This is a genomic window from Pontibacterium granulatum (genome assembly GCF_029961155.1).
Lineage (GTDB): Bacteria > Pseudomonadota > Gammaproteobacteria > Pseudomonadales > Balneatricaceae > Pontibacterium > Pontibacterium granulatum.
Genome location: NZ_JASBRH010000007.1, coordinates 171273 through 184790, shown reverse-complemented (window position 1 = coordinate 184790; position 13518 = coordinate 171273). Strand labels below are relative to the sequence as shown.

The window sequence follows — 13518 nt, the reverse complement described above, 5'->3', positions numbered from 1 at the left end:
TCCCGGGGTGCATTCAGCACCCCGGGCAGGCGAGGTTTACTCGGCGATCAGGTGCGCTGGAATATCCAGCCCCATCTCTTTGTAGTAACGCGCAGCACCCGGGTGCAGCGGTACTGGCAGACCTGCAATCGCTTTTTCCAGTGCCATCGCTTTGGTTGCTTTGTGGATACCGTTCAGAAACGGCAGGTTTTCGTAGATGGTTTTAGTGATCATATACACATCGTCTTCAGAGATATCGTCACGGACCGCCAGGAAGTTCGGCTGTGCCATGGTATTGATATCTTTGGTCTGACCCGGATAGGTATTTGCAGGGATCACAAAACGGGTCCACAACTTGTATTTACCGTTCGCCGCTTCGATCTGTTCGTCGGTAAAGTTCAGGACGGTCATGTCGCTGCCCAATGCTGCGTAAGCACGGGTAATTGCGCTGGTTGGTACACCGGCCGGGATGTTCATGCCGTCAATGGTACCGTTCTGCAGGGCATCGGCACTTGGGCCGTAACCCATGTACGCCAGATCAAATTTGTCCGGATCAATGCCCAAGCCACCCAGGATCTGACGCCCGGAACCCTCAGTACCGGAGTTTTTCTTGCCGATGGAGAACTTGGTGCCGTTGAAGGCTTTCAGGTCTTCTACTGTGCCGCTCTTGGCGTAGTCGGATTTTACAACGAACTGTTCAACGTTCTGCCACAGCATGGATACGGAGCGCAGCTGCTTCTGAGGACCGGACTCTTTCACCTTGCCTTCACCGTTCCATGCCCATGCGCCGTAAAGGCCCTGCATGATCGCAAACTGTGCTTCGTTTTCACGCAGCAGTTTTACGTTCTCACCGGAGCCTGCAGAGTTGATCGCAGACAGGGACAGCTTGTGTTGAGGTTCCAGTTTCACTTTTGTCAGGGTTGCCAGCGCTACACCCACCGGGTAGTAGGTGCCGCCGGTTGATGCAGTCGCCAGAATGTAGGAACGCTTCTCTGCGGCCTGTGCCAGCCCTGCTGTGCCCAGTGCGGCACCCATAGCCAGTGTCAGACCCAGACCTTTCAGAAAAGTACGCTTGCTGTTGTTCATCTCAATACCCTTAATTTGGTGGATTATTGTTATTTCGACAAAGGTAATAGAGGTATAGCAAGGAGGGGGCCAACTTCTCTAAAAATCGTAACCCATTGATTATTAACGACGTATTAAAATATTACACATCCTTGCAATGCCAGTATAAGCAAAATCTTGCTCATTCCACCTGAAACAATAGGCAAAATTTTGCTTATCGCTAACCGTAACGTGTGAGTTCGTCGTGAAGTTTCCCTGCCGAGCGTGATCATCTGCTCCAAACAGCCCCCGGATAGCAGCCGAAACCGAAAACAGCTGATCAGAAAACATGCATATCCGGCAAACATACGGGAATAGGCAAAATTTTGCTTATTCTTCGCCAGTAAGAAAGTCAGCCCGGTTCAGACCGTACTTGGCCATCTTCTGGTTGAGAGTGCGGCGTGGCAGGTCCAGCTCTTCCAACACCGCTTTGATATTACCTTGGTGACGGGACAGTGACGCACCGATCACCTTGCTTTCAAAGTTGGCGACCTGGGCTGCCAACGGCAAGGTACTCTCCTCTGCTTCGGCGGCCAGCATCGGTTCCTGCGGATAAAGAATATCCGCGACAGGCAACGCGCCATCCAATGCATAGCGGATCGCTACATTTCGTAGCTCACGTACATTACCTGGCCAGTTGTACTGCTCCAGGTTCTGGATATCCTGTGCCGTTGCCCGACGCAGTTCCCGTTCATGCTGAGAAGCGGCATGACGCGCATAGTGTTCGAACAGCAGTACGATATCTTCCTCGCGCTCACGTAGCGGTGGGATTTGCAGCTGAGTGACATTAAGACGGTAGTAGAGGTCCTGACGGAACGCCTCGTCGGTTTTCAGATCCACCTTGGATGCAGCCACAACACGCAGGTCCACCGGGATCGGTTTGTTGGAACCCAGGCGTTCGATCACCCCTTCCTGCAGTGCGCGCAACAGTTTCACCTGCAGGTTCACGGGCATGATCTCAATCTCGTCCAGGAACAGGGTGCCACCATTGGCATACTCGAACTTACCCACCCGCTGTTTATCGGCGCTGGTAAATGCGCCGGCTTCGTGACCGAACAGCTCACTTTCGATCAGCGCTTCAGGAATCGCACCGCAGTTCAGTGGCACAAAGTTATTGCCACTACGGGCACTGAACTCGTGCAGACACTGAGCCACCAGTTCCTTACCGGTGCCCGTTTCACCGTAGATGATGACGTTGGTATCCAGCTCGGCGCACTTTAGCAGTTCACGTTTCAGGCGCTGAATCGCCGGTGAGGTGCCGATAATTTTGGCATCCAGGCCGGTTTGAGAACGGAGGTTTTGCTGCAGGCGCAGATTTTCCAGCATCAGGCGGCGTTTCTCACAGGCTCGGTGGATAGTTTCCACCAGCCGCTCCGGCACAAAGGGCTTCTCGATAAAATCGTACGCCCCTTCGCGCATCGCCTTAATCGCCATATCCACATCGCCGTGCCCCGTGATCAGAATCACCGGCAACTCCGGAATACGCAGCTGTGCCTCGCCCATCAGCGTTAAGCCATCCATCCCCGGCATCTTTACATCGGAGACGATGATGCCGGGAAACTGCTCGTCGAGCGCCGCCAACCCTGCTTCAGCATTGTCGAAGCTGAGCACCTCAAAACCCGCCATCTTCAGCCACTGTTCGGTGGACTGACGGATCATCGCTTCATCATCGATCAGCATTACGGTGCCGCGCATCAGGAGTTCTCCAGTTCGATATCGCTAATTTCAGAGTGGCGCGGAAGTATAACGTCAAACCGGGCACCGCCTTCAACCCTGTTTTGCGCGCTGATCTGACCACCCAGGTCCTGCACGATAGAGCTGACGATCGATAAGCCCAGACCCAGACCGTCACCGATCGCCTTGGTGGTAAAGAACGGATCAAACAGATGCTCCAGGCTTTCCGACGGAATACCCGGCCCACTGTCCTCTATGGAGATCCGCACCCAAGCATCCGGCTCGGCCTGGTCAGTTGCAATCTTCACCTGCAGGATTTTTGCCTGATGCTGCCCACTCATGGCGTCGCAGGCATTTTTGATCAGATTCACAAACACCTGTTCCAGGCGGGCGTTGTCTCCCGGTATTTCCAGATCAGGCTCATGGCTTTCGATCTGTAGTTCGATGCCGTCCTGCTTTAACCGGTCACGGAATAGGACCAGTGACTGATCCAAGGCGACACATGGTTTCACCGGCACCAGTGTATCCGGTTTTTTGAAGGCAAAGGTTTTCAGCTGCTGGGTAATCAGCGCCATCCGGTTAGTGAGGTCATCGATCAGCTCCAGATTCTCGGCAAGTTGGGTTTGCTCACCTGACATCAGATGACGGCAGATCGCCAGATAGGTGCGCATGGCGGTAAGCGGTTGGTTCAATTCATGCACTACCGCCGACGACATCCGCCCAAGTGCAGCCATCTTCTCCGCCTGTACCAGCTCCTGCTGCGCCTCCTGCAGCGCCTGGGTGCGCTCCAGTACTTTATGCTCCAGTTGGTCGTTAGCCTGTTGCAAAGCATATTCCAGGCGCTTGCGCTTGGTGATATCGATCACCGTTACCAGATACTGCATATCTGTAGGCGTCGCCATCTGCTTGATAGAGATCATCATCGGAAAGGTGCTGCCATCGGCACGGCTACCCACCACTTCATGTGCGGTGAGTGGGGCAAACCCTTTACTACCCAAACGGGAGAGTGTGCGCTGCAATACGGTAAAGCTCTCATCAGCGCCGGCAATCAGTTTCTGAAACTCGTAGCCGAGAATACGTGTGCTGCCTACACCGAATTGCTGGCAGGCCATCGGGTTGATAAAACTGATGCGACCGCTTGCGTCCAGTCCGATCATTCCAACATGGGCATTGCTGATAATGTCGCGCTGCTGACGTTCGTTGCGTTCCAGTGCGTCACGCGTCTCCTGACGGGACAGGTTTTTCAGGTGACGCTCGCGCATATAAAGCAACAACAGGCCCAACGCCAAGCAGCCCCCCAGACTGATCAGAGCTGCCGTATTGCGCGTTCTCAGCGCGGGTTTCACATCACTGAGCACCGCCACCTGCCAGCCCAGATCCGGCAACTCGACCGACTGGAATAACACCCGACGCCCGTCCTTCAGCTTCTGTAGCTGCAGCGCACTGCCATCGGCCAGTTGCGACTCACCGCGACTCTCAACCTGAGAACTGAGCGGCTGCCCCTGCCAGTGCCTTGCACTGGCCATGATCACCCGCTCATTGCCTTCTATCAGGAGAAAATCTTCAAGCTGGCTGAGCTTGTTACCGAGTTGGTCCAGATCTATACGTACCACGGCGACGCCCATAAAACGGCTGGAATCGTAGATCGGTGCCGACAGATAGATCGATGCCGGTTCACCATTGGTACGACTCGCAACATAAACGCCCTGATCACCATTACGCGCCTGAGTAAAGTACGGGCTATGGGCGTGGGAGCGCAGGAAAAAACTTTGTTCTTCACGCCAGCGGCTGTATGAGAGTGCACGCCCATCCAGATCTAACACCATCAAGGCGGTGGCACCCGATACCAGGTTCATCTGCTCCAGAAAACGGCTGACCTCTGCGCCTTTATCCAGCACCGGATAGAGCAGCAACTCCTGCACATCTTTGTTTTGGGAGATCAGAAACGGCAGGTAGTTGAAACTGTCGATGGCACCACGCAGACCGATAATCGTATTCAACAACCGATCCTCGCCCCGCTCTTTCAGCCGGGTCATCGACCAGTCGTAGGCTCGATGCTGCACCCACCAAGTCAGCAGGAGAGAGAGACAGAGGGTCAGAATAATCAGCAGCGGACGAAAGGATCTCAAGGTAGCCTCGTTATGGCAGGCAAATAAAAACGGGTGATTCGAAGTATGCAAACCACACTCTAAATCACCCGTTACTCTAGCAGGCTCGCCAGGTGCGTTCACCCCAGCGGTTGATTAATTGATCAGAAGGATTCCCAGATATCCTCTTCCTCTGCTTTAGGTGTCGCAACTCTTGGTGTAATAATAGGTTTTCTGCGGCTTCCTACGGAAAGCTCTGAACATGCAGTACCAAAGCCGGCTGGCTCACCTTTCACCTTAAAGTATCCCACCTGCTGCAGCAGCGTCTCTGCCTGCTGCTCCATCGCGGTACTGGAAGCCGATGCCTGTTCTACCAATGCAGCATTCTGCTGGGTCATCTCCTCCATCTGTGTAACCGCACGACTTACTTCGGAGATACCCACTGACTGCTCTTTGCTGGCCACATCAATTTCAGCGATACGGTTCACCACATCCTGTACCGAATCCACCAGCTCATAAAAAGTCTCACCGGTTGTGTCTACGATCTTGGCACCGTTCTCAACCGCTTCGTTACTGTCGTTGATCAACCCTTTGATCTCTTTCGCAGACGCGGCACTGCGCTGTGCCAGATTACGCACCTCGGCAGCCACAACGGCGAAACCACGCCCCTGTTCACCGGCACGGGCGGCCTCCACGGCTGCGTTCAATGCCAGGATATTGGTCTGGAAGGAGATCTCGTCGATCACACCGATGATGTCCGCGATCTTCTTGCTGGATTTACTGATCGCAGACATCGCCTCCACCGCCTTGCCAACCACTTCACCACCACGTTCGGCTCGATCCATCGCATCGGAGGCTTTTACCGACGCATCACCGGCGTTGTCCGCGTTCTGTTTAACTGTAGCGGTCAGCTCTTCCATTGCCGACGCCGTTTCTTCCAGATTGGCCGCCTGATTTTCAGTACGGTGGCTCAGGTCGCTGTTACCCCGGGCAATCTCCTGAGAGGCAGTAAACACGCTATTGGACACCTGACGGATCTCCTGAACCATATCGTTCAGTTTCCCGCCGAAGGCATTCATCGCATCTGCCAGCACGGAAAATTCTTCATCCAGTGGCTGAGAGATAGTGGCGGTCAGGTCTCCTTCTGCCATCGCCAGCAAGGTACGACGGATCTCTGCCACAGCCTGTTTACGTCCTGTTACATCGGTGGCGTATTTCACCACTTTGTAGGGCTTGCCACTCATATCGAAGATCGGGTTGTAGGTCGCCTGAATCCAGATCTCACGACCGTTTTTACCGATACGCCGATATTCCCCGGCATCATACTGCCCCTGGTTGAGCTGTTCCCAGAACATTCGGTACTCAGGGCTCTGACGGTACTGAGGATCCACAAATATGCTGTGGTGACGGCCCTGAATTTCCGTCAGGGAGTAACCTAGCGCGCCCAAGAAGTTGTCGTTGGCGGTGATAATGGAGCCATCCAGATTGAACTCTATTACAGCCTGAGATTTACTGATCGCATCGATCTGACCCGCAAAGTCCGCCTGGTGCAGTTTCTCTTGGGTAATATCTGAAGCAAACTTAACCACCTTAAACGGCTTGCCCTGCACGTCGAGGATCGGGGTATAGGTGGCATGAATCCAGATCTCCTTGCCCCCCTTGCCGATGCGCTTGTACTCTCCGGCATCATGCTCACCACGGACCAGCTTGTCCCAAAATGCACGATAAGCAGGGGTGGTAGACTCCAGCGGCTCAACAAACATACTGTGATGGTGCCCCTGGATCTCTGCGAGGGAATAACCTAGTGCATTCAGAAAGTTGTTGTTTGCGGTAATAATGGTGCCGTCGAGCTCAAACTCGATCACTGCCTGCGACCGGCTGATCGCTTCAAACACCTGTTGATAAACGTTGGATGTTTCCTGCATCTTTTCCATTCCCATCTGCGCCTCGCGGGCATGCATGGTCAGCGCTTGCAAAAGTGATTGTGGCCAGAGACCACTAGCCCGCGTCATCACGGGCAAACACGGAAATAAGCAGGTTATCGGCACAGGGCAACAAAGCTATAGCGATTAATTAGTCATTGTCCTGCATACTTACCGGCAATAAACCTATAAAAATCAAGGATATTCAACACAAAAGCGTATCAGCTTTTGTGCTTAAGTGTTCTACGGCTGGGCTCAGCATGGGCAGGATCATCCGGCCAGCGGTGTTTGGGATAACGCCCCTTCATCTCTTTTTGTACTTCCGGGTAGCTGTTTTTCCAGAATCCCGCCAGATCCTGGGTGACCTGCAGCGGCCGCATCGCCGGAGAGAGCAGATGCAGTTTCAAAGCCGTGCCATTGCCGATACAGGGTGTATCCAGGCAACCGTACATCTCCTGCATCTTCACCGCCAGTACCGGCGGGGTTTCGCTGTAATCGATCTTGATCTTGGAACCGGTTGGCACCTCATAGCGCTGCGGTGCCAATTCATCCAGCTGCTGCGGTAACGGCCAGGGTAACAGGGCCAACAGGATGTTTTTCAGATCCAGGTGGGCGAAATGATTGATATGACTGACCGGCGCCAGATAGGGCGCCAGCCAGGTGTCCACGGTAGCAAGCAGCGCTTTGTCAGACAGGTCAGGCCAGGGGTTATCCTGCCCCTGCGTTTCAAAACTGGTGTGGAGAAACTGCACCCGCGTCTGCCATTCGCGCAGCGCTGGCGTCCAGGGTAGCAGCTCAAGACCACGTCTTTGCACCAACGTAACCAGCGCGTCGGTACGCGCTCCTTCAGAAACATCTTTCAACGGCTCACGGCTCAGTACCAGCTTACCAATCCGACGCTGGCGTTCTGCGGTCAGACGGTCCTGCTGTTTGCTCCACTCCACCGCCTCGACCTCGCTGACCAGATCTGCCAACGGGCCATCGAACAGCTGGGGATCAAGCGCGGCAGAGAGGTAAATTCGGTCGGTATGATCACCACTGCACCCTCCCACCTGTGCCAGTGCCAGCCACTGGCCTTTGTAATGATCCTCTTCGGGTAAACGTGCAGCACGGCCATTGCTCATACGGAAATCCAATCCCTCTGCATTGCGGCGGGAGGCGATTCGGTCAGGATAGACACAGGCAATCAAGAAACCGATCCAACGACTATCCGATGGATCAGATACCGCATCCACTGCTGACAGGTTCAGCAGGTCGCACTGACGGCGGAACTGTTTGCTCTGCTGACGCATGCGGTGCAACGCGCCCTGAGTATGGCGTTCGGTTTTAATATCACCGCGTAACCAAGCCAATCGCTCACGTATATCCGTATCACGACGGCGTAAAGGATCACGATCGGACAATAATGCTGCCAGATCACAGGCCCGTTCCGTTAAACCGTAGCGAATACCCAGCAACAGCATATGGGCCAGACGCGGATGGGCGGGCAGCTCTGCCATCGCCTCGCCATGCTCAGTGAGGCGGTAGCTGTCGCCGTTACGCTCTGCCGCCCCCAGCCGTTCCAGTAGATCCAGTCCTTGCTGATAAGGCGCAGCAGGCGGCAGATCCAACCAGCACAGCTCAGCAGGATCATCCACACCCCAGCGTGAAAGTTGCAATACCAGTGGTGTCAGATCCGCCTGGGTGATCTCAGGTGCGGTAAACGGCGCCAACTGCGCCTGCTGGGTCTCAGACCAGAGACGGTAACACACTCCCGGCTCCATACGCCCTGCGCGGCCTGCGCGCTGCACGCTGGCCGTACGGGCCAGACGGCGTGTCTGCAAACGGGACATCCCCGTCCCCGGATCAAACACCGCTTCCCGGCTCAATCCCGCATCTACCACCACCCGCACACCTTCGATGGTCAAACTGGTTTCGGCGATTGCGGTGGCCAGCACCACTTTGCGCTGGCCTTGCGGCGCCGGTTCAATCGCTTTGCGCTGATCCTGAAGGCTGAGATCACCATACAGAGGCGTGACCATCACGTTGGTCAGGTCGCCCCGGCCAGCCAGTTTTTCGCTAAGCAGCTTGTGAGTACGGTTGATCTCCCGTTGCCCCGGCAGGAACACCAACACACTGCCTTCTTCTGCAGTTAGCACCTCCATCACCGTTGCCGCAGCAACCGGTTCAACAGCCCGCTCCAGTGTGGCGGCTTCACCATAATGCACAGTCACCGGATACGCCCGCCCTTCGCTGCGCAAAACAGGCGCACCGTCCAGCAGAGCCGATACCGCAGCCCCATCCAGGGTAGCCGACATGACCAGCAGTTTCAGTGGCTCCTCGTCTCGAAACAGCATCCGCCCCTGTTGCGTGAGGGCCAACGCCAGATCGGCATCCAGGCTGCGTTCGTGGAATTCATCGAAGATCACCAGACCGATCCCCTCAAGACTCGGATCGGACTGCAGCATGCGCGTCAGGATCCCCTCGGTCACCACCTCGATACGGGTCTTGCCACTCACTTTGGTATCCAGGCGCACCCGGTAACCCACAGTTTCACCGGCTTTCTCACCCAACACCGACGCCATTCGCTCGGCTGCCGCACGGGCTGCCAGCCGGCGAGGTTCCAACATGACGATTTTCTGCCCTGACAGCCATGCTTCGTCCAGCAACGCCAATGGCACACCGGTTGTTTTACCCGCCCCCGGCGGCGCTTCCAGCACCAGTTCGTCATGTGCATTCAGGCGCTTTTTTAGTTCCGGTAGGACGGTGTTAATCGGCAGGTCAGACATGAATCGGCTTCAATTCCAGAGTGATAATTCAGACCGGCTATTGTGCCACTACAGTTGCTGGGCGTTAAATCTCAGCGCGATTGTTTTTTCGCTGTTCCAAAGTAAACCCAGCCATTATCACACCAACCGCAGGTCAAACTGCCGCAGGATTAATGTTAGGATCTAACAACTTTTTGACTTTCTCAGACATGGAAGACCAACCATGAGCAAGCTGAAGCTTCTGGTAGCCCCTGCAGACACCGCCAACAACTCAGAACGCTGGTACGAATTTGTGGTGTACCTCAACCGTACACTGGAGCAAACCATCGGTCTGGATACGGCCTTTGATATGGCGGATTTCCGCAGCCGGATGCATCAGGCAGACATCGTCTTTGCCCCACCAACTGAAGCGGTACTGCTGACCAACAAGGCTTCCTATATTCCGGTGTGTCGCCCGGAGAACCAATCAGAAGAGGTTGCGTTTGCGGCCCATGCGGAGAACGGCTCCGCTTCGCTGAAAGGCCTGCAGGGTGCCGAGGTGATTAGCTGTGGCAACAATGTTACCACTCGTTTAGGCCTCACCCTGCTGGCGAAGAAAGGGATCCAACCAGGCGCCGTCACCAGCAAGAACAGCTGGATGCATGTATTGAAAGCGCTGCAGAGCACCCCGGAAGCCTACGCCCTTTTCAGCAAGAACTTCTACGATGAGCTGAACCCGCTTTCACGTGGCAACCTCTCGCTGCTGGGTAGCAGCAAGCTAAACCGGGTGTATGCACAGATGCTGGTAAAACCGTCCCACCGCGCACTAGCTGATAGCCTGTCGATGGTGCTGCTCTCGATGAAGGAGTGTGACAAGGGTTCACAGGTATTGGAGAAGCTGGGTATCAGCGGTTGGAGCGAAAGCACCAACGATGATGTAGCGACAATGGGACAGTTGCTGCGGATCGGGTAACCGAAAGACTTGTGGGGGATTGTTGGGCTTCGCCGCGCGAAGACCAACCTACAATAAGATCCGTACACTCCCCGTAGGTTGGCCAACGCCAAGCGTTGCCCAACACATCACACCGGTCAGAACTAAAAAGCCGCGGCAGATAGCCAGGGCTTTTTAGTTTTGGATCTAATCGTCGCTACTCAGTCGATAATGTAATCAACAAAATCCTCTTCGCGGATCTCGTTGTCTTTCACTTCGTAGTAGCTCAGTACCGATGCGTTGGACTCTATCACTGTCTCCTGACGACCGCTGACCAGCGGGTGCCAGTCCGGCAGTTCTTTACCCTCATGGATCAGCCGATAGGCACAGCTTGGCGGCAACCAGTGGAACGCCTCCACATCTTCCGGACGCAGCTTGACGCAGTCCGGCACCAGTGTGCAGCGATCTTCGTAACGGGTACAGCGGCAGTTATCGAAGTCGAGCAGGTGACATACCACCGTGGTGTAAAACACCTCTTGGGTATCTTCATCTTCAACCTTGTGCAAGCAGCACAAAGCGCAGCCGTCGCAGAGTGATTCCCATTCCTGCGGACTCATCGCATCCAGCGATTTACTGCGCCAGAAAACCTCGTGTGCCACTTAGCGAACTCCGGTTTCCGGACGGTCTTGATGCAGGTCCAGCATGTAGTCGTCTTTTGGCGGTGGCATCTGCAGGAAGAAGCCTTTTTCATCGATCTCAGACAGCACTTTGGCGGTGTCCACACGGGCCAGCTCACGCTTTGCAGTCAGCGGCATATCCATCACGTGCAGAGCCGCACCGAACATCTCCAGCAAGGCTTCCGGTACGCGCTTCAGCTGATCGCGTTTGTCCACGTACAGGTACATTTCGTCCTTACGGGAACTTTTGAATACAGAACAAATTTTCATCAGTTTTGTTTCCCAATCTCTTTCAGGGCGGCCAGCAGTTTTTCACCCACTGCTCTAGCACGCCATGGGCTGACCGCCTCAGGCATCTGGTAGTTGTTGTCATCCAGACCGGAACGGATCAGCGCATCCAGCTCTTTCTTGCGCAGCATGATCTCCGGTGCCACATCCAGATCGGCGGCACACTCACGCACAATCGCTTTGAGCTTCTTCAGCGGTTTGTTCCAGAAATACGGCAGCGGTCGGAGAATCGGCTCGGGCGGGTTCTCTTCCGCACTTTTCTGTGCATTTTTCAGGAAAGACAGTATCTGCGCACCGTCGTTGCGAATGATCGCACGCTTGATCTCATCCACGCGGGAGAGTTCAAAGTTATTCTTTGGCCACTGGTTAACAATCTCCAGCAAGGCCTGGTTACGCAGAATACGGTTTCGGGGTACATCGCGGGAACGGCAGGTTTGCTCACGCCACGCGGTCAGATCCCGAAGTGCTGCGATCTTGTGGGGCTGCAACGTCCACATCTGTGTGAAACGTTTGTAGTACTCGGCCCCGTCCGGATCTTCGTCAACCGCCTGCTTCAGCATGGCGTCGCTTTCCTGCTGGAGCCATTCTAACATGCCACGCGCTTCAAGTGCGTCTTTCTGCTTCTGGCAGATCGCTGGCAGGTAAGCCACATCCAGGGCGGCATAGTGTTCCTGACTGGCGGTCAGTGGACGGCGTAACCAATCGGAGGTGGTTTCGTGCTTGCCGACTTCAACGCCCAACACGGTTTGCAGCATTCGCTGCAAACCCATGGAGAACCCCCAGTTGAGGATCGCTGCGGCAATCTGGGTATCAAATACCGGCTCTGGCAACACACCCAGACTGTTCTGGAACAGCTCCAGATCCTCGGTGGCGGCGTGCAGCACTTTCAGCACATCCGGGTTGCGGAACAAGGCTTTCAGCGGCTCGAAATCGGTGACGGCCAGAGGGTCGATCAGGAAGCAGTGCTGATCATCCGCCAGCTGAATCAGCCCCGGAATCGGGTAGAAGGTCTCAACCCGCTGAAACTCGGTATCCAGCGCCACCATCGGCAACGTCTGCCAATGCTCACACCATTTGGCGAGGCTGGCATTCTCGGTGATGACGATCGGCTGATCGGCAGAGGTTTCCAGCACCTGCCAATCATAGGCAGCGGGGATCTGACTCATACGATTTCCTTAGGCTTGCGCCCTACAGCAGTGAGCGACGGCCCGCCAGCGCGTGCGCTAGGGTGCCACCGTCCACATATTCCAGTTCGCCTCCGACAGGGACACCGTGGGCGATGCGTGACACATTGATATCCTGATCACGGACCTGCTCGGCGATGTAATGCGCGGTAGCTTCCCCTTCGACCGTCGGGTTGGTCGCCAGGATCAGTTCGCGAATCTCCCCGGAACGTACCCGCTCCAGCAACTGGTCAATACCCAGGTCTTCCGGGCCGATACCGTCGATCGGTGACAGATGCCCGCCGAGTACAAAGTAGTAACCGCCGTAACCACCGGTCTGCTCGACCGCAAACAGGTCGACCGGTGACTCGAGCACACAGAGCAATCCCTTGTCACGGCTGGAGGAGGAACAGATTTCACAGATCTCCTCTTCCGACAGGGTATGACAGCTTGAACAGCGGCCAATCTTTTCGATCGCCTGCTCCAGCGACTCAGCCAGTGACAGCGCCCCCTGCTGGTCACGTTCCAGCAGGTGAAACGCCATCCGCTGGGCAGACTTAGGGCCTACCCCCGGCAGACAGCGCAGTGCGGTGATCAGTTGTTGCAGTAAAGGACTGAACGACATCGATTAGAACGGCATGTTGAAACCTGGAGGCATCTGCATGCCACCGGTTACTTTTGCCATTTTCTCCTGAGTGTTGGTTTCTACCTTACGTACAGCGTCGTTTACCGCTGCAGCGATCAGGTCTTCCAGGATCTCTTTATCTTCTTCCATCAGGCTGTCATCCAGCTCAACCACACGTACGTCGTGACGACCGTTCATGGTGATCTTAACCAGGCCCGCACCGGATTCGCCGGTCACTTCTGCCTTGGCGATCTCTTCCTGTGCTTTCTGCAGGTTTTCCTGCATCTTCTGGGCCTGCTTCATCAGGTTGCCCATTCCACCTTTCATCATGGGGATATCCTC

11 protein-coding genes are annotated in these 13518 nt (G+C 55.3%); 1 reads left to right on the top strand and 10 read right to left on the bottom strand.

Going from position 1 to position 13518, the window contains the following annotated elements:
* Window positions 1-36 precede the first annotated feature (36 nt).
* The 5 genes from QKW35_RS08900 to hrpB all read right to left on the bottom strand — a co-directional run bounded on the left by QKW35_RS08900 (window position 37) and on the right by hrpB (window position 9534).
* Entirely contained in the window at window positions 37-1065 is a 1029-nt protein-coding gene (locus tag QKW35_RS08900; RefSeq protein ID WP_282352413.1) for a TAXI family TRAP transporter solute-binding subunit, read from the bottom strand.
* A 348-nt stretch (window positions 1066-1413) separates the two neighbouring features.
* Complete coding sequence (locus QKW35_RS08895) at window positions 1414-2778, bottom strand: sigma-54-dependent transcriptional regulator (RefSeq protein WP_282352412.1); 1365 nt, start codon at window positions 2776-2778, stop codon at window positions 1414-1416.
* Window positions 2778-4886 carry a sensor histidine kinase gene (locus QKW35_RS08890; protein ID WP_282352411.1) on the bottom strand — a complete coding sequence of 703 codons (2109 nt, stop codon included), beginning with the start codon at window positions 4884-4886 and terminating at the stop codon, window positions 2778-2780. Before QKW35_RS08890 ends, QKW35_RS08895 begins: the two co-directional genes overlap by 1 nt.
* Before the next feature lie 122 nt (window positions 4887-5008).
* On the bottom strand, window positions 5009-6856 hold the full coding sequence (locus QKW35_RS08885; RefSeq protein WP_282352410.1) for a methyl-accepting chemotaxis protein: 1848 nt from the start codon (window positions 6854-6856) through the stop codon (window positions 5009-5011).
* 131 nt (window positions 6857-6987) lie between these two features.
* Window positions 6988-9534 (bottom strand): ATP-dependent helicase HrpB, encoded by a 2547-nt coding sequence (gene hrpB, locus QKW35_RS08880; RefSeq protein WP_282352409.1) that lies wholly within the window; start codon window positions 9532-9534, stop codon window positions 6988-6990.
* Between the two features lie 202 nt (window positions 9535-9736).
* On the opposite strand from hrpB, the gene QKW35_RS08875 reads away from it, so the two are divergent.
* Window positions 9737-10465 carry a PhnD/SsuA/transferrin family substrate-binding protein gene (locus QKW35_RS08875; RefSeq protein ID WP_282352408.1) on the top strand — a complete coding sequence of 243 codons (729 nt, stop codon included), beginning with the start codon at window positions 9737-9739 and terminating at the stop codon, window positions 10463-10465.
* A 179-nt stretch (window positions 10466-10644) separates the two neighbouring features.
* Here QKW35_RS08875 and QKW35_RS08870 read toward each other — a convergent pair whose 3' ends face one another.
* Genes QKW35_RS08870 through QKW35_RS08850 form a run of 5 tightly spaced genes read right to left on the bottom strand, consistent with a single transcriptional unit; the run spans window position 10645 to window position 13506 of the window.
* Window positions 10645-11082, bottom strand: a complete 438-nt coding sequence (locus tag QKW35_RS08870) for a YcgN family cysteine cluster protein (protein WP_282352406.1) — start codon at window positions 11080-11082, stop codon at window positions 10645-10647.
* Window positions 11083-11370: a YcgL domain-containing protein gene (locus QKW35_RS08865; protein WP_282352404.1), complete on the bottom strand. Its 288-nt coding sequence runs from the start codon at window positions 11368-11370 to the stop codon at window positions 11083-11085.
* On the bottom strand, window positions 11370-12554 hold the full coding sequence (gene rnd, locus QKW35_RS08860; RefSeq protein ID WP_282352403.1) for a ribonuclease D: 1185 nt from the start codon (window positions 12552-12554) through the stop codon (window positions 11370-11372). The genes QKW35_RS08865 and rnd overlap by 1 nt, the downstream gene beginning before the upstream one ends.
* Before the next feature lie 22 nt (window positions 12555-12576).
* Entirely contained in the window at window positions 12577-13176 is a 600-nt protein-coding gene (recR, locus tag QKW35_RS08855; RefSeq protein WP_282352402.1) for a recombination mediator RecR, read from the bottom strand.
* Window positions 13177-13179: 3 nt separating this feature from the next.
* Complete coding sequence (locus tag QKW35_RS08850) at window positions 13180-13506, bottom strand: YbaB/EbfC family nucleoid-associated protein (protein ID WP_282352400.1); 327 nt, start codon at window positions 13504-13506, stop codon at window positions 13180-13182.
* Window positions 13507-13518: the final 12 nt, after the last annotated feature.